Below are 23,255 nucleotides of genomic sequence, written 5' to 3'. Positions count from 1 at the left end.
TCGCACCCGCAAGGACAACGCGCGCTGGGTCAAGGGCGAGCACAGGATCACGCCGCACAGGGCATGAACCGGGTGCGCAATGCCGTGTCGCCGCGCCCATGCGGCGCAAACTGCGGACAAGTCGCCATGCTCCCCTGTTGCCTTTCCCCGCGTCTCGGCTAGGCGGGTCCGAGGACAGACCAGCCTTAGGATTCGCACTCATGAAGATCATGTCGGGCAATTCGAACCTGCCGCTCGCGCGCGCGATCGCGGCCTATCTCGAAATCCCGCTCACCGATGCGAGCGTGCGCCGCTTCGCCGACGAGGAAATCTTCGTCGAGATCCACGAGAACGTCCGCGGCGAGGATGTCTTCCTGGTCCAGCCGACCAGCTATCCGGCGAACGACAACCTGATGGAGCTGCTGATCTGCATCGATGCGCTGCGCCGCGCCTCGGCCAAGCGGATCACGGCGGTGGTGCCCTATTTCGGCTATGCCCGCCAGGACCGCAAACCCGGTCCGCGCACCCCGATCTCGGCCAAGCTGGTCGCCAACCTCATTACCGAGGCGGGTGCTGACCGGGTCCTGGCGGTCGATCTGCATGCCGGCCAGATCCAGGGCTTTTTCGATATCCCGACCGACAATCTCTATGCCGCGCCCGTCATGGCCGCCGATATCCAGGCGCGTTCCGGCGGCAAGGACCTGATGGTGGTCAGCCCCGATGTCGGCGGCGTGGTTCGCGCCCGCGCTCTGGCGAAAAGGCTCGACAACGCCCCGCTGGCGATCGTCGACAAGCGCCGCGACCGCCCGGGCGAGAGCGAGGTGATGAACATCATCGGCGAGGTCGAGGGGCGCCATTGTGTGCTGATCGACGACATCATCGATTCGGGCGGAACCCTGTGCAACGCGGCCGAGGCGCTGCTCGAGAACGGGGCCAAGTCGGTCGCCGCCTATATCACCCACGGCGTGCTGTCAGGCGGTGCGGTGGCGCGGATCGACGGGTCGAAGCTGGAAGAGCTGGTGATCACCGATTCGATTCGCCCGACCGAGGCGACCGAGAAATCGACCCGTATCCGCACCCTGCCGATCGCGCCGCTGGTGGGCGAGGCGATCCGCCGGATCGCCGATGAAAGCTCGGTCTCGAGCCTGTTCGACTAGTCGTCGATCCGCCAGGGATAATCGCCTGCGGGCCGCGCGCGGCCGAGCACTTCGAGCCGGCGCGACTGGCGCGCTTCGAGGGTGAGCGTCATGAAGGGCTGCGAGGTCTGGGCGAACTGCCGCGGGGTCATCCCGAAAAAGGCACGGAATTCGCGGATCATGTGGCTCTGGTCGAAGAACCTGAGCGCGGCTTCCTCGGCCTCGGCATCGTCGGCGACCCCCTGGAGATGCGCAGCGATATCGAGCGCGCGCGCCCGGCGCAGCACCTGCCGCGCGGTCTGGCCATAGGCGCGCTTGATCTGCCGCTCGAGCGAACGGCGCTCGATATCGTGTTCCTCGGCAAAGGCGCCGATCTCGAGATTGGGATTGGCGAACACCGCCTTGTCGAAGGCCTCGATCACGGGTGAAGGCGTCTTGCCGCCGGTCAAGCTGACCACCTGGCGCATCAGGGTCTCGGCCACTGCGAGCCAGCGTTCGACCGGAGCTTCGGGATCGAGCCATTCGATCAGCTTCTCGCTCGAACCCCATTCCTCCTTGCCGTAGATGTGATCGTAGAGGATTATCCGGTCGAGCGTGTCGGCCATCTCAGGCCCCTTCAGCGCTGCGACCGCGCCGGGCTTGAGCGCCACCCCGACCGTGGCGAAACTGCCGCTGACGCTCACCGCCATGCGCTTGGTCTGCGGGCCGAAGAACAGTGCCGAGGGGCCATAGCGCCCGTAACCGTCGCGCGTCTCGGCGGTCCAGTCGCCCGAGAACAGCACCCGCAGGACCGGGGTGTCGGCGAGCATTCCGCACCGGATCGAGGTGCCCTCGGCAAGATCGACCTTGGTGGCATAGACCCGCGCGATCCACGGCGCGAGATCGGGCGCCGGCGCGCGGTTGTTCGACAGGGGCTTGCCATCGCGGGTATGCCCCAGCGCCGAGCGCAGCGCCGGTCCGTCAGCGCGCTCGCCGGCGCGCGTCTCGATCGCGCTGTCCTGTCCGCTTGTGCGCTTCTTGTCGCGCCGATCCGCCGGACCGGAATTCTCGAAATCCATCGTTGCCCTGCCCCCAACGCATGAAATTTCCAAGCCGACCCGCAGGGGCTTGGCGACCCACCCGTGCGGCGCGTGTACATTTTGTGATGCCATTATACAACGTTAACCCTATGGCGGCGGGTCTTGCGTCCGGCTCCGACCTCGCCCAACGAGCCGCACATCCCCGCTGCCAGCACCAGGAGCACCCCCGTCATGACCCCCGCCGATCTCGCCCTTGCCAACCGCCTGGCCGATGCCGCCGGCGCAGCCATCCGCCCGCTGTTTCGCGGCGATGCGGGCGCCGATGCCGAGCGCAAGGCGGATGCCAGCTTCGTCACCGAAGCCGACCGCGCGGCCGAGGCGGCGATGCGCGCCCTGATCGAGGCCGAACGCGCCGAGGACGGGATCATCGGCGAGGAATACGGCACCCGCAACGAGAGCGCGGGCCGCCAGTGGGTGCTCGACCCGATCGACGGCACCACCAGCTTCATCGCCGGCCGCCCGATCTTCGGCACGCTGATCGCGCTGATGCAGGATGGCTGGCCGGTGCTCGGAGTGATCGACCAGCCGATCGCGGGCGAACGCTGGGTCGGCAGGGTCGGCGAAGGCACCACCTTCAACGGCGTGCCGGTGCGCGCGCGAACCTGCCGCGAACTGTCCGACGCGGTGCTCGCCACCACCAGCCCGCACTGCTTTGCAGGCGACGAGGTCGATGCCTTCATGGGCGTCGCCAAGACGGTCGCGGAAAGGAAGATCATCTATGGCGGCGATTGCTACAATTACGGCCTGCTCGCGCTCGGCCATGTCGACGTGGTGATCGAGGCGGGTCTCAAGCTCCACGATTACGCCGCGCTCGCCCCCGTGGTCGAAGGGGCAGGCGGGACAATGAGCGACTGGCAGGGCAACCCGCTCGATGCCGATAGCGACGGCAGCGTGATCGCGCTGGGCGATCCGGCGCGGCTCGAGGGCGTGCTCGAAGCCATGGGCTGAGCGCGCGCGGGTCGGTGCCAGTAATCAGGTGCCAGTATTCAGGTGATGGTCATCGCCTGTCGGCTTGCCCGGCGAACCCTTTTTCGGCGAGAGTGATTGCAATGAAAGCCCAACCCCATCCAGACCAGGAACGCCGGCTCGCCGCGCTGCGCGAACTCGACATTCTCGACACCGATTTCGAACGCGAATACGACAATATCGTCGAGATCCTTTCGCATCTGTGCGAGGCACCGATCGCGGTGGTGAACCTGATCGATGCCGATCGCCAGTGGTTCAAGGCCGAAACCGGGCTCGGCGTGCGCTCGACCCCGCTCGACACCAGCCTGTGCTCGCACGTCATCCTCGAAGAAGACTTCGTCGAGATCCCCGACACGCTTGCCGATCCGCGCATGGCCGACAACCCGCTGTGCTGCGAGGAAGACGGTCTGCGCTTCTATGCCGGCGCGCTGCTCAAGACCGAAGAGGGGCTGCCGGTCGGAACCTTGTGCGTGCTCGACCGCAAGCCGCGCGAACTGACCGAATTCCAGCGCGAGATGATCCGTAAGCTCGCCTTGCAGGTCACGCGCCTGCTCGACCTCAGGCTCGCGCTCAAGCGTCAGGAAGTGCTCGCGCGCGAGATCGATCACCGGGTCAAGAACACCTTTGCCTCGATGTCGGCGCTGGTGCGGATGCAATCGAGCCGCGCCAAGAGCGAGGAGACCCGCGGCGCGCTCGACCAGATCGCGGGCCGTCTCGCCTCGGCGGCGGCCCTTCACGACCAGCTGCACCGCTCGATGCTCGGCGGCGATGTCGAGCTTGCGCCCTTTGTCGATCGGCTGGTCGGTTACCTGCGCGAAATCTCGGGCGAGGGCGCCGCGATCGAGGCACGGATCGCGCCGGCAAGCCTGCCGTCGGAGGCCGCGAGCATTGTCGGCCTCGCGATCAACGAATTCGTCGCCAACGCCTTCAAGCATGGCGGCGCACCCGGCTCGTCACCTGTGACCATCACCGGAAAGACCGATGGCGATCACTATGTCCTCACCTGCAGCGATGGCAGCAAGGCCGATGCCCGCGTGCTCGACGCGATCGCCGCATCGGGCGGGCTGGGGATCAAGATCATCGAGACCTGCGCGCGCACGCTTGGCGGCGAGCACGATTGGTCGCTCGGCGATGAAGGGGTGGTGCTGACCCTGCGCTGGACCCCGGCCAAGGCGGCCTAGCGCGCGCCCGCCTCGGCCCGCTCGCGGATCACCGCGAGGATGTTCGACTGGATGTCGCCGAGGAAGAGCTCGCCCCACAGCGTGCCATAGGCGTTGAGCTTGGTCCTCGCGGTGTAGCGCGTGTGCAGTGTCAGCCGCACGCGACCGGGCGCGATCTGGTCGAGCGTGTAGCCGCCGCTGTCGATGGTCATGTAATCGCTGTCGGGGCGCAGGTGCGGATCGGTGAAATCCCAGCCATCGCTCGCGGGAAAGACGAAGTCCCATCCGATCGCCCGGCCCGGCTGCCAGTGGGTCACATGCTCTTCGAAGGCGATCGAGCGGCCCCATTCGGCGTGGCGGACCGCGCCCACGCCCCGGCCCGAAAGCGTGGCGGCGACCGGGCGCGGAACCCCGACGAGGTCCTGCGTCACGTTCCAGCGCCCTTCCTGGCTTTCGAGCGCAGGGACCGATTGCATCAATGCCCACACGGATTGCCGGTCCGCCGCGATCTCGACGCTGCGCGACACCTCGTAGCTGTCCACCGGGTTGGGGATCGCCTGTTCGAGCGGGACCATGACCAGCGGAACGGCGAGCAGCGCGCTCGCCCGGAAGGTCGCCGCGCTCGCTTGCGGATCGGGCACGCGCGGGCCGAAGCGATAGAGCAGCAGCGTGCCGCCGATCCCGCTCACCAGCCAGATCGGTGCGAGCATGACGATGCACACCGCGCCTTCCCGGAGCACGAGGGCCGCGATCACGATCATGCCCAGCGCCAGCAGGGTGGGCGAGAGGATGTAATAGGACTTGGGCCGCTTGCCCATCGGGTCGCCGACAAAGGCGACGAAGGCCGATATCACCGCCGGCTGGACGATCGCGAAGACCACGCTGACAAGGCCCAGCCCGCCGAGCACGTGGAGGGTGAGGAAATAGGAGGCGAGCGCATAGCCAGCCGCTGCCAGCAGAGCGAGCGCGATCCGTCCGGCGGGGCTGGTGAGGAACCAATCGTCCATTGCTGCCGAGCAGGACTAGCACCTCGCGCGGCGCGGTCCATTGAATTGCGCAAGGCTGTTGGTGCGCAAGGTGCAAGCCGCGCTTTGGCGCTTTCCTACCGCGCCACGGTCTTGCAGGCTGGCGCGCATGGCTGCACCCGCTCCCCTCCCGGTCCCTGTGATCGACCCGCCCGATCAATCGCCGTCTATTGATCGAATGGGTTTTTACGCCAGGGGCGTGTTCCATGTGTTCCAGCCGTGCCGTGTGCGCGACGAAGCGAGCCGGGCGCGATTCGCTTGCCCGCCGCCCGGTCCGGCTCGCGCAAAAGGCTTGCCTAGGCCCGCGCGCGGCCCTATGTGGCGCGACTTCAACGACACGAATCAACGGGCCTGCCTGGCGACAAGGGCTGCCAGGGCCGGTCAAACGTGTCTCTGATCAAAGGAGATGAAAATGCCCAAGCTGAAGACCAAGAGCGGTGTGAAGAAGCGCTTCAAGATCACCGCGACCGGCAAGATCAAGCACGGTGTCGCGGGCAAGCGCCACCGCCTGATGAGCCACAACGCGAAGTATATTCGCCAGAACCGCGGCACCGACGTGCTGTCCGATGCGGACACCAAGACGGTGAAGAAGTGGGCGCCCTACGGGCTCGACTGACGCGATCTAAGGAGAAAAGAATATGCCTCGCATCAAACGCGGCGTCACCACGCGCCAGAAGCACAAGCGGCTGCTCGAACAGGCCAAGGGCTATCGCGGTCGTCGCAAGAACACCATCCGCGTCGCGCGCCAGGCGGTCGAAAAGGCCGGCCAGTACGCCTATCGCGATCGCAAGACCAAGAAGCGCAATTTCCGCGCCCTGTGGATCCAGCGCATCAACGCCGCGGTCCGCGCCGAAGGCCTGACCTATTCGCAGTTCATGCACGGCGTGAAGCTGGCCGGGATCGAGCTCGACCGCAAGGTCATGGCCGACCTCGCCATGCACGAGGAAGCGGCGTTCAAGTCGATCATCGCTCAGGCGAAGAGCGCGCTTCCCGCCTGAGGCGAAACGCGCTTTCCTACTGCGCTTCTTTCGCGGTAGCTACGCATTAAGGGGCCCCGGCGCGCACACTAGCGAGCCGGGGCTCCGCGCGTTTGGCGGCAGGCGGCACATTCCCGCTTTGCATCGCCGGGCGTTTGGCGCTAGCGGACCCGCTCACCAAAGCAGGCCGATCATGACCGAGATGACAGACCAGAAACGCGCGGCGCTCGATGCCATTGCCGCTGCCGAAACGCTCGACGCGCTCGAGCAGCAGCGGCTCGAAGCGCTCGGCAAGAAAGGGTGGGTGAGCCTCGCCCTCAAGACGCTGGGCCAGATGAGCCCCGACGAACGCAAAGAGGCCGCCCCCGCGATCCAGCAGGTGCGCGCGGAGATCGCCGATGCGATCGAGGCGAAGAAGGACGCGCTCGAGGCCGAGGCGCTCGAGGCGCAGCTGGCGAGCGAGACGCTCGACCTGACGCTTCCTGCGCCGGCTTACGAACGCGGTTCGGTCCACCCGGTCAGCCAGGTGATGGACGAGCTGGCCGAAATCTTCGCCGATCTCGGCTTCGCGGTCGCGACCGGTCCCGAAATCGAGGACGACTGGCACAATTTCACCGCGCTCAACATGGACGAATCGCACCCTGCGCGCGCGATGCACGACACCTTCTATTTCCCCGACGCGGCACCCGATGGCGGCGAGATGCTCCTGCGCACTCACACCTCGCCGGTGCAGATCCGCACGATGAAGGCGATCGCCAAGGCCAATCCCGGCGGCGCCCCGGTGCGGATCATCGCCCCGGGCCGCGTCTATCGCTCGGACAGCGATGCGACCCACACGCCGATGTTCCACCAGGTCGAAGGGCTCGTGATCGACCGCGACATTCATCTCGGCCATCTCAAGTGGACGCTCGAGACCTTCCTCAAGGCCTTCTTCGAGCGCGAGGACATCGTGCTGCGCCTTCGCCCGTCCTATTTCCCCTTCACCGAACCCAGCGTCGAGGTCGATGTCGGCTATGCCAACGAGGACGGCCGCCGCGTCGTTGGCGGGTCGGGCGACGATGCGGGCCACGACTGGATGGAGCTTCTCGGCAGCGGCATGGTCAACCGCCGCGTGCTCGAGATGGGCGGGTTCGATCCCGACCAGTGGCAGGGCTTTGCCTGGGGCCTCGGGGTCGACCGGCTGGCAATGCTCAAATACGGCATGGACGATCTGCGCGCCTTCTTCGACGGCGATCCGCGCTGGCTCGCCCATTACGGCTTCTCGCCCTACGACCAACCCACGCTTTCGGGCGGAGTGGGAGCGCGCGCATGAAATTCTCGCTGACCTGGCTCAAGGACCACCTCGAAACCGAGGCGAGCCTTTCCGAAATCACCGACGCGCTCAACGCGATCGGGCTCGAAGTCGAGGGCGTCGAGGACCCCGCCGAACGCCTTGCAGGCTTCACCGTGGCGAAGGTCCTGACCGCCGACAAGCATCCCGATGCCGACAAGCTGCAGGTGCTCAGCGTCGATACCGGCGATGGCGAGCCGCTTCAGGTCGTGTGCGGTGCGCCCAATGCGCGCGCGGGCATGAAAGGCGTGCTCGGCCAGCCGGGCGCGGTGGTGCCTGCCAATGGCATGGAACTGCGCAAGAGCGCGATCCGCGGGGTCGAATCGAACGGCATGATGTGCTCGGTGCGCGAGCTTGAACTCGGCGACGAGCATGATGGCATTATCGAGCTTCCCGAAGACGCGCCGGTAGGCGCGAGCTTTGCCGATTATCACGGCGCATCGCCGGTCATCGACGTCGCGATCACGCCCAACCGCCCCGATTGCATGGGTGTCCATGGCATCGCCCGCGATCTCGCGGCAGCAGGTGTCGGGACCCTGAAACCGATCGCCTTCCCCGCATTTACGGCGCAAGGCAAATGCCCGGTCGAAATCCGCACCGACGATGCCGAGGGCTGCCCGGCCTTCTATGGCCGCGTCATCAAGGGCGTCAAAAACGGCCCGTCGCCCGACTGGCTGCAGCAGCGGCTGACGAGCGCGGGGCAGCGCCCGATTTCGCTGCTGGTCGATCTCACCAATTACATGATGCTCGCCTTCGGCCGCCCGGCGCATGCCTATGACCTTGCCAAGCTGACCGGCGCCATCGTCGCCCGCCGCGCGAAACCGGGCGAACAGGTGCTTGCGCTCAACGAGAAGACCTACACGCTCGATGACAGCATGACCGTGATCGCCGATGACAACGGCGTCCACGACATCGCCGGGATCATGGGCGGCGAGCACTCGGGCGTGACCGAGGGCACCACCGATGTCCTGCTCGAGATCGCCTATTTCAACCCTGCGCGCATCGGCGTGACCGGGCGCAGGCTCGGCCTTGCCTCGGACGCGCGCACCCGGTTCGAACGCGGGGTCGATCCGGCCTTCCTCGAAGACGGGCTCGACCTTCTCACCGGGCTGATTGTCGAGCTTGCAGGCGGCGAGGCGAGCGAGATCGTTCGCGCAGGCTCACCTCCGAGCGAGCCGAAGTCGATCGCCTTCGACCCGTCGCTGACCACCCGGCTCGGCGGGGTCGAGATTGCCGAGGACGAGCAGAAGCGCATCCTCGAAAGCCTCGTTTTCCAGGTTTCCGGCGACTGGCAGGTGACCTGCCCGCTGCGCCGCCACGACATCGAGGGGCCGGCTGACCTGGTCGAGGAGGTCGTGCGCATCCACGGTCTCGACACAGTCGAAAGCGTCGCCCTGCCGCGCACGGATGGCGTGGCCCGCCCGACCGCGACACCCGAACAGATGGTCGAGCGCAAGCTGCGCCGCGCAGCGGCAGGAAGCGGCCTTGACGAAGCGATCACCTGGTCGTTCCTGCCGGTCGATGCCGCCGAGCATTTCGCCGATGGGTCGGAGTTGTGGGTGCTCGACAATCCGATCAGCGAGGACATGAAGGCGATGCGGCCCTCGCTCGTTCCCGGCCTGCTGATCGCGGCCAAGCGCAATGCCGATCTCGGTGCTGCAACCACTCGCCTGTTCGAGATCGGACGGCGCTATTTCCGCGGCAATGACGGCACCAGCGACGAGCGAGCGACGCTCGGCGTCGTGCTTGCCGGAGAGAAAACGCAGCGCAATTGGCAGTCGGGCAAGGCGACACATTTCGATGCCTTCGATGCCAAGCAGGTCGCGCTTGCGCTGCTCGAAGCTGCCGGGGCGCCTGCCGACAAGCTGATGGTGATGGGCTTTGATGGTTCGGGGCTTGGCGACCAGTTCCATCCCGGCCAGTCGGCGACATTGCGGCTCGGCCCGAAAAAGGTTCTCGCGCGCTTCGGCATGGTTCATCCCGCAACGCTCAAGGCCTTCGACACTGACGGGCCGGTTGCCGCACTCGAACTGTTCCTCGACGCCTTCCCCGCGAAAAAGGCCGGCAAGGGCCCGGTCAGCTTCGCACGCCCCGAATTCGCGCCGCCCGCATTGCAGGCGGTAACGCGCGACTTCGCTTTCCTCGTTCCCGAGGACCTCGCTGCCGACGATCTGCTCAAGGCGGTTCGCGGTGCGGACAGAACCCATGTCACCGGCGCGCGGGTGTTCGACCTGTTCACCGGCGAAGGCGTTCCCGAGGGGCAGAAATCGATCGCGATCGAAGTGACACTGCAACCGCGCGAAAAGAGCTTCAAGGACAAGGATCTGAAAGCCATCGCCGAAGCCGTCGTCGCCGCGGCGGCCAAGCGGGGAGCGCAGCTGCGCGGCTGATCGCAGCAGCACGGGCAAAACCATGTCGAACAGGCGCACCTTCGCGATCATCTCGCACCCTGACGCGGGCAAGACCACGCTGACCGAGAAGCTGCTGCTTCAGGGCGGCGCGATCCACCTTGCCGGCGAGGTCAAGGCACGCGGCGCGGCGCGGCGGGCGCGTTCGGACTGGATGAAGATCGAGCAGCAACGCGGCATCTCGGTCACTTCGTCGGTGATGACCTTCGAGCGCGCCTTCGACGATCTGGGGAGCGTCACCTTCAACCTGCTCGACACGCCGGGCCACGAGGACTTCTCCGAAGACACATACCGCACGCTCACTGCTGTCGATTCGGCTGTCATGGTGATCGATGCGGCCAAGGGTATCGAGCCGCAGACGCGCAAGCTGTTCGAGGTCTGCCGGTTGCGCTCGGTCCCTATCATCACCTTCGTCAACAAGGTCGACCGCGAGGGCCGGCCAGTCTTCGAACTGCTCGACGAGATTGCCGACATGCTCGCCCTCGACGTGTCGCCGCAGATGTATCCGGTCGGCATGGGCGGCGAATTTGCGGGCATTCTCGATTTTGCGAGCGGGGAGGTGGTCGTCCCCGAAGGGCCTTCGCGCGAATACCATGGCAAGCGCGTTGCCGATTTCGACCTGCCCGAAGAGATCGCGGAAAATGTCGAACTGGCACAGATCGGCTATCCCGAATTCGACCTCGAAGCCTATCGCAATGGCGATCTGACGCCGGTCTATTTCGGCTCGGCGCTCAAGAATTTCGGTGTGACCGAACTGATCGAGGCGATCGCGCGATATGCCCCGCCGCCGCGCCCGCAGCCCGCCGGCGAGGAACAGGTCACGCCTGACCACGACGAGGTCACCGGCTTCATCTTCAAGGTCCAGGCCAACATGGACCCCAACCACCGCGACCGGATCGCGTTCATGCGGCAGGTCTCGGGCACGTTCAAACGCGGCATGAAGCTGACGCCGAGCGGGCTGGGCAAGCCGATCGCGATCCATTCGCCGATCCTGTTCTTCGCGCAGGACCGCGAGATCGCCGACACCGCCGAGGCCGGCGACATCATCGGCATTCCTAATCACGGCACCCTGCGCGTCGGCGACACGCTAAGCGAGAAGGACAAGGTGCGCTTTACCGGCCTGCCCAATTTCGCGCCCGAGATCCTGCGCCGCGTGCAGCTCAAGGATCCGACCAAGACCAAGCAATTGCGCAAGGCGCTCGACGATCTCTCCGAAGAGGGCGTGATCCAGGTCTTCTATCCCGAGATCGGCGCGAACCACATCGTCGGCGTGGTCGGGCAATTGCAGCTCGACGTGCTGATCTCGCGCCTGTCGGCCGAATACAAGGTCGAGGCGGCGCTAGAGGCCTCGCCCTTTGCCACCGCGCGCTGGATCAAGGGCGACGACAAGGCGCTCGCCGAGTTCGAAAGCTTCAACCGCGCCAATCTCGCGCGCGACCGCGACGGCGATCTCGTCTTCATGGCCAAGAGCCCATGGGACGTGAACTACCAGGTCGAGAAGAATCCCGAGCTCACCTTCAGCGCGACCAAGGAGCGCTAGGCTTGATGGGCCGGCGACTTCGCGGCAGAGACGGCGCCATGACGACCCACGGCCCGACTTCGCAGACCTTCATTTCGCAGCGCCTCAAGCTCAACTATTTCGACTGGGGCGCGCTGGACGACGAGGGGCGTGAAAAGCCGCCTCTGGTGCTGGTCCATGGCGGACGCGACCATGCGCGCAGCTGGGACTGGACCGCGGAAAAGCTGGCCGATGACTGGCACGTCGTCGCGATGGACCACCGCGGTCACGGCGACAGCGACTGGGTCTCCGACGGGGTCTATGCGGTCAACGACATGGTCTATGACCTTGCTCAACTCATCCACCAGCTGGGGCGCGGACCGGTCTCGATCGTGAGCCATTCGATGGGCGGCAATGTCGCGCTGCGCTATGCCGGGATGTTTCCCGAAATGGTCACCAAGCTCGTCGCGATCGAGGGGTTGGGGCCGAGCCCCGAATGGCAGGCCAAGCAGCGCGCGACCCCTTATCCTGAACGCATGCGCGAATGGATCGAGAAGAAGCGCAAGGCCGCAGGGCGATCCCCGCGCAAATACGAGAGCATCGAGGCCGCCTTCGCGCGGATGATCGAGGAAAATTCCTATCTCACCGAGGCGCAGGCGCGGCACCTGACTATCCACGGGGTCAATCGCAACGAAGACGGCACCTATAGCTGGAAATTCGATCCGCACCTCAATGTCTGGGGCGTCGAGGATGTCGCCGACGAATTCCTCCACGCGACATGGTCGGCGATAAGCTGTCCGACGCTGCTTCTCTATGGCGCGGACAGCTGGGCCTCGAACCCGGAAAAGGACGGGCGGATCGCGCATTTCAACGATGCACGCGTGATCGAATTCGAAGAGGCGGGCCACTGGCTTCACCACGATCAGTTCGACCGGTTCATGGATGTGCTCGACAATTTCCTCTGACCGGTGGCGCCAGATCGGCTGCTGCCTGCCCAATATTTGCACAGCGGGTTAATTTTTAGGCAGGGGATGTCCCCAAGCCGTTCCCGCGCGAGTGCGCCACCGCACGGAAGAGCCCCGCCAGCGTGACTGGCACGCGCCTTGCAAACCTGTAGCTCAGCCGGTTCGCCGGCCTGTTCGCACAGAGGATCAGCGCGCATGAAATTCATCATTGCCATTATCAAGCCATTCAAGCTCGACGCGGTCCGAACCGCGCTCGGGGAAATTGGCGTTGCCGGGATGACCGTGTCCGAAGTGCGCGGCTTCGGCCGCCAGAAGGGCCAGTCCGAGATTTATCGCGGTGCCGAATACACCACCAACATGCTGCCCAAGGTGAAGCTCGAAATTGCCGCTGACGATGCCATCGCTGCGCAAGTGATCGAGACGATCCAGCAGACCGCCAACACCCAAGCCATCGGCGATGGCAAGATTTTCGTTCTCGACCTCGCTTCCGCCACCCGGATCCGCACCGGCGAATCCGGCGAGACCGCGCTTTGACAATGGGGACCACAATGATCCGCAAACACGCAATCCGCGCTGCCGCGACCGGCACCGCGCTTCTCTTCACGACCGCGGCTCTTGCACAGGAAGCTGCCGAGGCTGCGCCCGCAGTGCCCAATCCCGGCAACAATGCCTGGATGATGACCGCGACCGTGCTCGTTCTTCTCATGATCCTGCCTGGGCTCGCGCTGTTCTATGGCGGCCTCACCCGGGCCAAGAACATGCTTTCGACCATGACCCAGATCGGCGCGACCGCTTCGCTCGCCATGCTGGTCTGGGTGATGTGGGGCTATTCGACCGCTTTCGGGCCGGAGGGCAATGCCTTTTACGGCTGGGGCGCGGCGTTCCTCCAGGGCGTCACCGCTGACAGCGTCGCTGCGACCTTCACCGACGAAGTGATCAGCGAATACGTGTTCATCAGCTTCCAGATGACCTTCGCCGCGATCACCGCCGCTCTGATTCTCGGCGCGACGGCCGAGCGAATGAAGTTCAGCGCAGTGATGGCCTTCGTGCCGATCTGGTTGACGATCGTCTATTTCCCCATCGCTCACATGGTCTGGGCCGGAGGCGGATTGCTGTTCGAGGACGGCGCTCTCGATTTCGCCGGTGGCACCGTGGTGCACATCAATGCCGGTGTCTCGGGTCTCGTGCTCGCTTACCTGCTCGGCAAGCGCCGGGGATATCCGGCAGAACCGATGCCCCCGCACTCGATGACGCTGACCATGGTCGGCACCGGCCTGCTATGGGTCGGCTGGTTCGGTTTCAATGCGGGAAGTGCGCTCGAAGCCGATGCCTCGGCTGGCCTTGCGATGATCAACACCTTCGTCGCCACCGCTGCCGGTGCGCTGACCTGGATGGTGATCGAGCGCGCTGCCGGTCACAAGGGCTCGGCGCTGGGTTTCTGCTCGGGCGTGATTGCCGGGCTCGTTGCGGTGACGCCGGCTGCGGGCAATAGCGGCCCGTTCGGCGCGATCCTGCTCGGCATCTTCTCCTCGCTGGTCTGCTACCTATTCGTTGCGAAGGTGAAGCACGCGCTGGGCTATGACGATTCGCTCGACGCCTTCGGCATTCACGGCGTGGGCGGCATCGTCGGCGCGATCGGCACCGGCATCGTCTTCCAGCCCTTCATCGGCGGACCTGGCGATGGATCGGTCGGCATCGGCGAGCAGCTCTGGATCCAGACCTTCGGTGTGCTTGTCACGATCGCCTGGGCCGGGATCGGCACCGGGATCGCGGCCTATGCGGTCAAGCTCACCATCGGCCTGCGCGTCGACGAAGAGGCCGAGGTTGACGGGCTCGACATCTCCGAACACGGGGAGCGCGCCTACAACTGATCTACCAGTTTGGCGGGGGAGGGGTGTCCTCTCCTCTCTACTCCCCTTCCCCGCCAACCCATGTTCCTCCTGCGAACATTCAGACTGACAAGGGCCGGTGCGGAGACCCCGCTCCGGCCCCTTTTTTACCGACCGGTCTGTGTTGCGCGCGTGATACACCGCGCCATTTTCGTCTTGCCAACCGTCGTGAAACACTTGCCCGATTTCGTCGAGCGGGGTCATCTGCTCGCACTTCAATAGCGAACACGCTGAAGTTCATGGGAGATGAAACGAATGACGACCCCTCAGATCAAGTCATCCGGTGCCCGCAGCCTGCGCGGCATCTTGCTCGCCGGTTGCGCTATCGCGCTCGGCGCGGCGCCTGCTTGGGCGCAGGACAGCGAAGAAGAAAACACCGAAGAAGCGCGCGGCAACGTGATCGTGGTCACCGCGACCAAGCGCGATTCGACCATTCAGGACATCCCGTTTTCGATCAACGCGCTAACCGCTGAAGACATCCAGCGCTCGGGCGCTGTCACTCTTGAAGACCTGTCGCGCAATGTCGCCGGTCTCTCGATCCAGAACCTCGGGCCGGGCCAGAGCCAGGTCTCGGTGCGCGGCGTCTCAGCCGGCCAGGTCGTGCGCGACCAGCCCGGCGTCAAGGAGCAGGTCGGTGTCTATCTCGATGAATCGGTGATCTCGCTGTCGCTCTTCACCCCCGATCTCGACCTGTTCGATCTCAACCGCGTCGAAACGCTGCGCGGTCCGCAGGGCACCCTGTTCGGTTCGGGCAGCGTGGGCGGTACCATCCGCTACATCACCAACCAACCCGAGCCCGGCGTCTTTGAAGGCATGGTCGAAGGCAATGTGAACCTCGTCGATGGCGATGATATCGGCTACCACATGAAGGGCGCGGTCAACATCCCGGTCGGCGATGTCGCGGCCTTCCGTGCGGTCGGCTATTACACGCAATATGGCGGGTTCATCGATGCGCTTGGCCCGGCTGGCGGCGAGAACATCAATGGCGGCGAACGCTATGGTGGCCGTCTTGCCTTCACGCTCGATACCGACGAAGGGTTCTCGATCACGCCGCGGATCGTCTACCAGAAGGTGAGCGCCGACGGGTTCAACCGGCAGGAGATCTTCAACCTCTTCGCCAATCCCTTCACCACCACTCGCCCTGCCATCCAGCTGGACGAGCGCGAGCAATACCTGCTGCTGCGCGAAGGGTTCGAAGACGAGACGCTGATCGCCGACCTCGTGGTCGAAGCCGACCTTGGGCCGATCGCGATGACCTCGGTCAGTTCCTATACCAACCGCGACATCCTCGTCAGCCGCGATGCCAGCGCGCTGACCGGCTCGGTCTCGGTCGATCTGGGCTATCCCGATGACGCGGTAACGCTGCCCTCCAACCTGCGCGACACGACCGATCTTGAAACCATCACGCAGGAACTGCGCTTCGCCTCGGACTATGACGGGCCGCTGCAATGGGTTGTCGGCGCGTTCTATTCGGAAACCGACCGCTTCTATCGCCAGCGCCTGCCCACTCCGGGCTATGCTGCTGCGACCGATGCAACGCTCGGAGCGGGCACTTCGGCTGCGGTAGCCAATGGTTTCGAAAATCTTGATTCGCCGTTCAATTCCGACTTGCCCTACAATATCGAGCAGATCGCGGTCTTCGGCGAGGCGACTTTCGATGTCACCGATGCGCTCAGCCTGACCGCAGGCGGCCGCTATTACGATTTCGACGAGACCCGCACGATCACCACCGGCGGCCTGTTCGCCAATGGCGATGCCGGCGTGATCGACCAGACTTCGTCGAGCGGCTTCACCCCGCGCTTCCTCCTGAGCTACGATGTCACGCCTGAGGTGACCCTCAACGCACAGGCTAGCCAGGGCTTTCGCCTTGGCGGGGTCAATGACCCGCTCAACGTGCCGCTCTGCAATGCCGAGGATCTCGCGCTGTTCGGCGGTTTCCAGGACTATGACGACGAGACGCTGTGGAACTACGAACTCGGCGTGAAGACGCAGGGCGATGGTTTCACCTTCAATGCCGCTGCGTTCTACAACGACATCAGCGACCTTCAGGTCACGCTCGATGCCGGCAGCTGCTCCTCGCGCATCGTTTTCAACGTGCCCGATGCCCATTCGGCAGGGGTCGAGGCGGAACTGGGTCTGAACCCGGCTCCGGGCCTCAACTTCAATGTCTCGGGCTCCTGGATCGAGGCCGAGTTCGACACCACGCTTCCGGGCGCGCTGGCAGAGGCCACGGGTATCCGCGAAGGCAATCGCCTTCCCTCGGTTCCCGAATTCCAGCTCTCGGCAAGCGGCAGCTACGAATGGCCGATCTCTGACGGTGCGGAGGCCTATTTCGCGGCTTCTTTCACCCATGTCGGTTCGCGCTTCACCCAGCCCGCTGACCAGGAGAACAACCCGCGCACCTTCGTGCACGGCCTGCCGTTCGGAGGGGCTCCGGCGGATGCCTCGACCACGGTCGACCTGCTGCTCGACGATTACCAGCTCGTCAATCTGAGCGCGGGCATCGACTTCGACAGCGGGCTGAGCTTGTCAATCTATGCCAACAACGTGTTCGATGAAAACGCGCTGCTCTCGTTCGACCGCGAGCGCGGCGGACGGGCGCGTCTCGGCTATCGGATCGGCACGCCGCGCACCTTCGGCGCGACGGTCCGCAAGGAGTTCTGATCACCGCATCAGACTTATTTGAGAAGGGGCCGGGGCGAGACGATCGCTCCGGCCCTTTTCGTTTCCGCGCGCTCGCGGGCGGTGCCTTTCGCTGTCAGGCGCGTTCGGAGCGGATGATGAAGTCGGCGCAGCGTTCGCCGATCATGATGCTGGGCGCATTGGTGTTGCCGCTGACGATCTTGGGCATGACGCTGGCATCGGCAATCCAGAGCCTGTCGAGGCCTTTCGCCTTGAGCTGCGGATCGACCACCGCGTCATCATCTGCGCCCATTCGGCAAGTGCCGACCGGGTGATAGACAGTATCGGCCCGCTCGCGCATCAGCGCGTCGAGCGCGGCATCGTCCTCGAGATCGACCGGGTAGCGGTCAGTGGGACCAAAGGCTTGCATGGCCGGCGCGTCGACGATTCTGTGCGACAGCCGCACCCCTTCGCGCAGCACCGCGATATCGCGCTCGTCATCGAGGAAATTGGGATCGATCAACGGAGCAGCGGCGGCATCGGGCGATGCCAAACGCACGGTCCCGCGGCTTTCTGGACGAAGCACGCAGGCATGAAGCGAGAAGCCGTGGCCCTTCACCATGGTGCGACCGTGATCCTCGAGCAGGGCTGGGACGAAATGCCATTGCACGTCGGGCGCGGGCGCATCTTTGCCGACAGTCCAGAACCCGCCTGCTTCGGCATAGCACGTCGTCATGGCGCCGGTCCGCTTGCGGCGGTGTTCGAACACAGCGGCAGCCATGCGCAATGTCCCCAGAAGCGTCCCACCGATCGGCACGTCGCTCTCGGTCTGCCATCCGGACACGTAATCGATATGGTCCTGGAGGTTCGATCCGACCGCGGGCTTGTCGAGTGTGACCGTAATGCCCTGCTGCTTAAGGTGTTCGCCCGGTCCGATCCCGGAAAGCATGAGGATTTGCGGCGAACCGAATGCACCCGCCGAAAGAACCACCCCGCGCCGGGCGTAGACCATGCGGGTGCGCTTGCCCTCGCGCACCATGACACCCGTGGCGCGGCCATCCTCGATCACGATGTTTTCAACCAGCGCGCCGGTACGGATGGTGAAATTGCCCTGTTCGCGGATTGGTTCGACAAAGGCGCGCGCGGCCGACCAACGCTCGCCGTCTCGCTGGGTAACCTGGTAGAGCCCGAAGCCAGCTTGTTCGGCACCGTTGAAGTCTTCGTTTACGCGCAATTGCAGCTCGCGCGCGGCATCGACGAAGGCATGGCTGGCCGGGTTGGGCGAACGCTGGTTCGAGACGAAGAGCGGACCGCTCGCGCCGTGGTAGTCGTCGCCGCCGCGTTCGTTCGCTTCGGACTTCTTGAACCAGGGGAGCACGTCTTCGTAGCCCCAGCCCGTGCAGCCGAGATCGGCCCAATTGTCGTAATCCCAGCGATGGCCGCGAATGTAGACCATGGCGTTGATCGCAGAAGACCCGCCGAGCCCGCGTCCGCGCGGCTGGTAACCGATCCGGCCGTGCAACCCTTTTTGCGGCACGGTGTCGAACTTGTAGTTCGAGGTATTGCGGATGAAGGGCATGAAGCCCGGCGTCTTGATCAGCGCGTTGTCATTGCGCGCCCCGGCTTCGAGCAGGCAGACCCGCCGCGTGCCATCCACCGCGAGCCGTCCGGCGACCGCGCTTCCTCCGCTGCCGCCGCCGATGACGACGTAGTCGAAACTTTCCATGGGATCTCCTCTGCGCGCAGGAGACTAGGCGGTGTGTCCGGGGTTTTCAATCGGGTTTCGATCAGCCACTGGATTGGGCTTAGCGCGTAGCGTCTCGTCCTGCTCCGACTGGCTCTGCACGGATTGACCCTGCCGCTCCATCCACCTCGCGCGGATCATGTCTGATGTCTCGCGGCTGCCGTCATGGCTCCAGCCGGGTTCGCGCAGCAGGTAGGACAGCTTGTGCTTCCATGGCGCGCGCCAGATATCGCCAATCATCCCAATCCATTCATGGAACACCGCCCACAAGAGGTTGAAGCTGCCGAGCTGCTTGACGATGCCGTAGCGGATCGGTTCGCCCGTTTCGCGCTCGTCGCGCTCTTGTTCAAAGGTCCCGAACAGCTTGTCCCAGACGATGAAAACGCCGGCGTAATTGCGGTCGAGATAGCGCGGATTTGTGGCATGGTGGACGCGGTGGTGGCTGGGCGTGTTGAACACCGCCTCAAACCAGCGCGGCATCCGGTCGATCGCCTCGGTGTGGATCCAGAACTGGTAAACGAGATTGAATCCGCCCACGATCGCGATCATCGCCGGGTGAAAGCCGAGCAGCACCAGCGGCAATGCGAACAAGAGGCCAAAGGTGAACGCCCCGGTCCAGGTCTGCCGCAAGGCGGTCGACAGGTTGTAATGCTGCGAGGAATGATGGTTCACATGCGCTGCCCACATCCAGCGGATGCGGTGGCCTGCGCGGTGAACCCAGTAATATTTGAGATCGTCGAGCACGAAGGCGATCGGCCACGCCCACCACACGCTCCACCACTCCTCGCCGAAATCCAGCAGCCGGTATTCATAGGCCTCGATGAAGACGTAGAGCGCAAATCCGCCGAAAAGCGCGCCAGCCACGGTCGAGCCGAGCCCGAAGACGAGGCTCACCAGGGTGTCCATCGGCTCATAGGCTTCGGGCCGCTTCGCGCGCGCCCAGAGCATTTCTGCCAGGACGGCGATGACGAAGAGCGGCACGGCATATTGGGTGGGGGAGAAATCGGGCATGGCTTGGCGGGCTCTATAGCTGGTTGATCGCCTCGGCCCAAATCCGCCGATCATCACAGGCCATTTGCACGGCACCGAAGTTCCTCTCGCCGGTGTGAACGACGAGCAGGTCGCCCTTTTCGCTAGCCGAAGCTCGCGAGGTGAGGATGCGTCCGGCAAAGCGGTTTCCGTGGCGCTTGATTGCCATGATCCGACCATCGCTGTCCTTGGCAAGCGCGCTCGCTCCATCGACCGCGATCGCATGGCGCACGGGGACGAAGCCGGAATCGACCTCGTCAGCGATGCGTGCCAAGTCGGCGTCGGTTTCCAGTCGCGGCGCGCCGCCCAGTTTCATCGCCCGCGCGAGCAGGAAAAGCAGCACGATAGCGATCAGCGATCCGCCTGCCTGCAACAAAAGTGGTGAGACTGTCATCGGCTGTGGCTCCTCGCGAGGCGGAGGATTGGCACGCGCTGCGATTTGCGGCAAGCAGGCGCGCAAGGAGAGACCGATGAAATTTGCTGCAAAACCCGCTGTCCTTTCTGCCTTGGGCGCACTGGCGCTCGGTTCGGCCCCGCTGACAGCTGACGACCATATGACGACAGATCCGGTCGCCGCGGTCGAAGCCGAGGCGGACCGCACCGCGCGTGTGGCGAGCGAATTGTGGGAATTGGCAGAACTTGGCTATCTCGAAACCCGTTCAAGCGGCCTGATGCAGGCCGAGCTCGCTGGCGAGGGTTTTCGGATCGAGCAAGGCATCGCCGAAATTCCCACCGCCTTTGTCGCCGAATGGGGCGAGGGCGGTCCGGTCATCGCGATCCTTGCCGAGATGGACGCACTGCCGGGTATCAACCAGTCGTCATCGCCCACGCGCGACCAGATCGAGGGCAAGGGTGCAGGTCATGCCTGCGGCCACAACTTGTTCGGCGCAGGCTCGCTTACCGCCGCGATCGCCGTCAAGAAGTGGCTCGAGGAAACCGGCACGCCGGGCCGCATCCGGCTCTATGGCACGCCTGCCGAAGAGGGCGGCTCGGGCAAGGTTTACATGACCCGCGCAGGAATGTTCGATGACGTCGACATCGCGATCCACTGGCACGCCGACGACCAGAACAGCGCAGCGGCGCGCACCAGCCTCGCCAACCGTTCCGCCAAGTTTCGCTTCACCGGCATCTCGGCACACGCCGCCGGCGCTCCGGAGCGTGGGCGCAGCGCGCTCGACGGTGTCGAGGCGATGAACATGATGGCCAACATGATGCACGAGCACATCCCGCAGGATGCGCGCATGCACTATGTCATCACCAGCGGCGGCAACGCGCCCAACGTGGTGCCCGATTTTGCCGAGGTGTTCTATTATGTCCGCCATCCGGATCCCTCTGGCGTCGAGGCGATCTGGGCGCGGCTCGAGGACGCGGCTCGCGGCGCGGCAATGGGAACCGGGACAGAGGTCGAGTGGGAGATCATTCACGGCAACAACCCGCTGCTGGTCAATGAGACACTCGCACGGGCCATGCATGAAAAGCTGACCGCGGTGGGCGGAGTGACTTACACTGCGGAAGAGCGCGAATGGGCCGAGCAATTGCAGGCCTCGCTCGGCGATGCGGCGCTGCCGCTTGAAAGCGCGGCCGAAATCCAGCCATACAATCGCAGCCTGGGCTACGGGTCGACCGATGTCGGCGACGTCTCCTGGGCGACGCCAACCGTGGGCGTGCGCACCGCGACCTGGGTTCCGGGAACCAGCTCGCACAGCTGGCAGGCGGTCGCGGCAAGCGGCCATTCGATCGGCCACAAGGGCGCTCAAGTCGCGGCCAAGGCGATGGCGTTGATGGCGGTTGACCTTTTCACCAATCCCGCGCTTCGCGAAGCGGCGCGGGCCGAGTTCGAGAGCGCGCGTGGTCCGTACTTTGTCTATCGCTCGTTGCTGGGTGACCGGGATCCGCCGCTCGATTACCGCCGCTGAAATCGCGAAGGTGCGCTGCGTCTAGCGCGCTGCGAGCATGTCGAGCATCGCACGGATCGGCGTCACGTCATAGCCAGCCGCCATGGCGGCGCGGGCGATGTCATCGGGCGCCGAGCCAGCCTTTGCTTGCGCCAGGGCCCAAAGGAATGTCGAGCGCGTGCCCGAGCGACAATAGGCGAGCACCTGGCCTTGCGCCTTGTCGATCGCGTCCGCCATTTCGGCGACCTGGGTCTGGCTGAAACCCGAATGTCCCACGGGGATGGCCGCGTAATCGAGACCTGCCTCGCGCGCGGCGGCCTCGATCGCATCGCCTTGCGGGGCCGCGGGGTCTTCACCGTCCGGGCGATTGTTGATGATCGTGGTAACGCCCTGCTCGGCGGCAGCCGGGATGTCGTCGAGCGCGATTTGCGGGCTTGCAAGGACCTTGTCGGATAGGCGGCGGAAATCGGGCAAGTCTCGTCTCCTGTGTGCGTGATCGCCGCGGTCTGCGACATGTTTTACAACCACAGCAATGGCAAACGCGAAAGCCACATTTATGCGCGATATGTGCCTGACGCGTAAATTCATTCGCATAGCGCGGCTTTGTGCGCTATGCCCTCGACGATTGCGACGGCACGCCATCTGGCAAACCGTCTGCGACTGGCGCGATTCGTTGCCCTCGCCGCCAGCGTCACGAATATCCTGGGCGACGTGATAAGGTACGTACTAGGTTATGGGTTACGACAGGGGACGTCGCCGCGGCAAGGACAAGCGCGACGGTTTCGGTGAAGACGGATTTGATCCGTTTGGCGGCGGCGGTGAAGGCTATTCGCCTCCCGGAAATTTCGGAAATGATCGCGGCGGCGACCGTTATGGCGGCGGCGGTGGTGGCGGCTATGGCGGCGGCGGCGGCGGTGATCGCTTCGGCGGTGGCGGCGGCGGCCCGCGCGGTGGCGGGGGTGGACCTCGCGGCGGCGGCGGCGGTGGCGGCGGCGGTTTCAACCGCATGCCCGCACAGGTCGTTGGCACCGGCAAGGGCACGGTCAAGTTCTTCAATGGCCAGAAAGGCTTCGGCTTCATCCAGCAGGATGGCGGCGGTGAGGACGTGTTCGTCCACATCAGCGCGGTCGAACGCGCCGGCCTCGAAGGTCTGGCGGAAGGCCAGGAACTCGAATTCAATCTCGTCGATCGCGGCGGCAAGATTTCGGCCCAGGATCTCCAGATCGTCGGCGACGTGATCGAGGCACCGCAGGCGGGTCCGCCCAAGCGCGAGCTAACCGGGGAAAAGGCTACCGGCACGGTCAAGTTCTTCAATTCGATGAAGGGCTTCGGCTTCCTCGTGCGCGATGACGGCCAGCCCGATGCCTTCGTTCATATCAGCGCGGTCGAGCGTTCGGGACTTTCTGCCATCAACGAAGGCGAGCGTTACGAGTTCGATCTCGAGGTTGATCGTCGTGGCAAGCACTCGGCCGTCAACCTGGTGCCCGTGCAGGAATAGGCGCGGCACCATTCAGGCGGTTTGACCCGATCGGTCTGCCGCCCTAGATCATCAT

At 64.8% G+C, this 23,255-nt stretch carries 20 protein-coding genes; 14 read left to right on the top strand and 6 right to left on the bottom strand.

Translation table 11 applies throughout. The annotated features are described in order from the left end of the window. Positions 1–200 precede the first annotated feature (200 nt). Positions 201–1,136 carry a ribose-phosphate pyrophosphokinase gene (locus tag ACKTSM_RS01165; RefSeq protein ID WP_407875323.1) on the top strand — a complete coding sequence of 312 codons (936 nt, stop codon included), beginning with the start codon at positions 201–203 and terminating at the stop codon, positions 1,134–1,136. Here ACKTSM_RS01165 and ACKTSM_RS01160 read toward each other — a convergent pair. Then, positions 1,133–2,173: a helix-turn-helix domain-containing protein gene (locus tag ACKTSM_RS01160; RefSeq protein WP_407875322.1), complete on the bottom strand. Its 1,041-nt coding sequence runs from the start codon at positions 2,171–2,173 to the stop codon at positions 1,133–1,135. The genes ACKTSM_RS01165 and ACKTSM_RS01160 overlap by 4 nt on opposite strands. A 192-nt stretch (positions 2,174–2,365) precedes the next feature. On the opposite strand from ACKTSM_RS01160, the gene hisN reads away from it, so the two are divergent. Continuing rightward, complete coding sequence (gene hisN, locus ACKTSM_RS01155; protein WP_407875321.1) at positions 2,366–3,142, top strand: histidinol-phosphatase; 777 nt, start codon at positions 2,366–2,368, stop codon at positions 3,140–3,142. A 101-nt stretch (positions 3,143–3,243) separates the two neighbouring features. After that, on the top strand, positions 3,244–4,341 hold the full coding sequence (locus ACKTSM_RS01150; RefSeq protein WP_407875320.1) for a histidine kinase dimerization/phosphoacceptor domain -containing protein: 1,098 nt from the start codon (positions 3,244–3,246) through the stop codon (positions 4,339–4,341). Here ACKTSM_RS01150 and ACKTSM_RS01145 read toward each other — a convergent pair. After that, on the bottom strand, positions 4,338–5,327 hold the full coding sequence (locus tag ACKTSM_RS01145; protein WP_407875319.1) for an SRPBCC family protein: 990 nt from the start codon (positions 5,325–5,327) through the stop codon (positions 4,338–4,340). The genes ACKTSM_RS01150 and ACKTSM_RS01145 overlap by 4 nt on opposite strands. 430 nt (positions 5,328–5,757) lie before the next feature. On the opposite strand from ACKTSM_RS01145, the gene rpmI reads away from it, so the two are divergent. From rpmI to ACKTSM_RS01100, 9 genes are all read left to right on the top strand, one after another. Then, positions 5,758–5,961, top strand: coding sequence for a 50S ribosomal protein L35 (rpmI, locus tag ACKTSM_RS01140; protein WP_407875318.1), 204 nt, complete (start codon positions 5,758–5,760; stop codon positions 5,959–5,961). Positions 5,962–5,983: 22 nt separating this feature from the next. Then, positions 5,984–6,343 (top strand): 50S ribosomal protein L20, encoded by a 360-nt coding sequence (gene rplT, locus ACKTSM_RS01135; protein WP_407875317.1) that lies wholly within the window; start codon positions 5,984–5,986, stop codon positions 6,341–6,343. Between the two features lie 172 nt (positions 6,344–6,515). Further along, positions 6,516–7,634, top strand: coding sequence for a phenylalanine--tRNA ligase subunit alpha (pheS, locus tag ACKTSM_RS01130; protein WP_407875316.1), 1,119 nt, complete (start codon positions 6,516–6,518; stop codon positions 7,632–7,634). Next, on the top strand, positions 7,631–10,042 hold the full coding sequence (gene pheT, locus ACKTSM_RS01125; RefSeq protein WP_407875314.1) for a phenylalanine--tRNA ligase subunit beta: 2,412 nt from the start codon (positions 7,631–7,633) through the stop codon (positions 10,040–10,042). The genes pheS and pheT overlap by 4 nt, the downstream gene beginning before the upstream one ends. A 22-nt stretch (positions 10,043–10,064) precedes the next feature. Continuing rightward, positions 10,065–11,600, top strand: a complete 1,536-nt coding sequence (locus ACKTSM_RS01120) for a peptide chain release factor 3 (RefSeq protein WP_407875313.1) — start codon at positions 10,065–10,067, stop codon at positions 11,598–11,600. A gap of 38 nt (positions 11,601–11,638) precedes the next feature. Continuing rightward, on the top strand, positions 11,639–12,523 hold the full coding sequence (locus ACKTSM_RS01115) for an alpha/beta fold hydrolase (RefSeq protein ID WP_407875312.1): 885 nt from the start codon (positions 11,639–11,641) through the stop codon (positions 12,521–12,523). Positions 12,524–12,718: 195 nt separating this feature from the next. Further along, positions 12,719–13,057 (top strand): P-II family nitrogen regulator, encoded by a 339-nt coding sequence (locus ACKTSM_RS01110; protein WP_407875311.1) that lies wholly within the window; start codon positions 12,719–12,721, stop codon positions 13,055–13,057. A 14-nt stretch (positions 13,058–13,071) separates the two neighbouring features. Continuing rightward, positions 13,072–14,394, top strand: a complete 1,323-nt coding sequence (locus ACKTSM_RS01105; protein WP_407875310.1) for an ammonium transporter — start codon at positions 13,072–13,074, stop codon at positions 14,392–14,394. A gap of 273 nt (positions 14,395–14,667) precedes the next feature. Further along, a complete protein-coding gene (locus ACKTSM_RS01100) occupies positions 14,668–17,076 on the top strand; it encodes a TonB-dependent receptor (RefSeq protein ID WP_407875309.1) in 2,409 nt (802 codons plus the stop codon). Positions 17,077–17,170: 94 nt separating this feature from the next. Here ACKTSM_RS01100 and ACKTSM_RS01095 read toward each other — a convergent pair whose 3' ends face one another. From ACKTSM_RS01095 to ACKTSM_RS01085, 3 genes are read right to left on the bottom strand one after another with little or no spacing between them, the layout of a single operon-like run. Further along, a complete protein-coding gene (locus ACKTSM_RS01095) occupies positions 17,171–18,760 on the bottom strand; it encodes a GMC family oxidoreductase (protein WP_407875308.1) in 1,590 nt (529 codons plus the stop codon). A 24-nt stretch (positions 18,761–18,784) separates the two neighbouring features. Further along, positions 18,785–19,789, bottom strand: coding sequence for a sterol desaturase family protein (locus ACKTSM_RS01090; RefSeq protein ID WP_407875307.1), 1,005 nt, complete (start codon positions 19,787–19,789; stop codon positions 18,785–18,787). A 13-nt stretch (positions 19,790–19,802) separates the two neighbouring features. After that, on the bottom strand, positions 19,803–20,201 hold the full coding sequence (locus ACKTSM_RS01085; protein ID WP_407875306.1) for a hypothetical protein: 399 nt from the start codon (positions 20,199–20,201) through the stop codon (positions 19,803–19,805). A gap of 76 nt (positions 20,202–20,277) precedes the next feature. Here ACKTSM_RS01085 and ACKTSM_RS01080 point away from each other — a divergent pair, with 76 nt between their 5' ends. After that, positions 20,278–21,723: an amidohydrolase gene (locus tag ACKTSM_RS01080; protein WP_407875305.1), complete on the top strand. Its 1,446-nt coding sequence runs from the start codon at positions 20,278–20,280 to the stop codon at positions 21,721–21,723. A gap of 21 nt (positions 21,724–21,744) precedes the next feature. Here the strand turns inward: ACKTSM_RS01080 and ACKTSM_RS01075 are convergent, their stop codons facing one another. Then, positions 21,745–22,176, bottom strand: coding sequence for a TIGR01244 family sulfur transferase (locus ACKTSM_RS01075; RefSeq protein WP_407875304.1), 432 nt, complete (start codon positions 22,174–22,176; stop codon positions 21,745–21,747). 259 nt (positions 22,177–22,435) lie between these two features. Between ACKTSM_RS01075 and ACKTSM_RS01070 the strand changes: the two genes are divergently transcribed. Continuing rightward, on the top strand, positions 22,436–23,200 hold the full coding sequence (locus ACKTSM_RS01070; RefSeq protein WP_407875303.1) for a cold-shock protein: 765 nt from the start codon (positions 22,436–22,438) through the stop codon (positions 23,198–23,200). Positions 23,201–23,255 lie beyond the last annotated feature (55 nt).

Source organism: Qipengyuania nanhaisediminis (assembly GCF_045862805.1).
GTDB classification, from domain to species: Bacteria; Pseudomonadota; Alphaproteobacteria; order Sphingomonadales; family Sphingomonadaceae; genus Erythrobacter; species Erythrobacter nanhaisediminis_A.
This window is presented reverse-complemented; position numbering and strand designations above follow the sequence as displayed.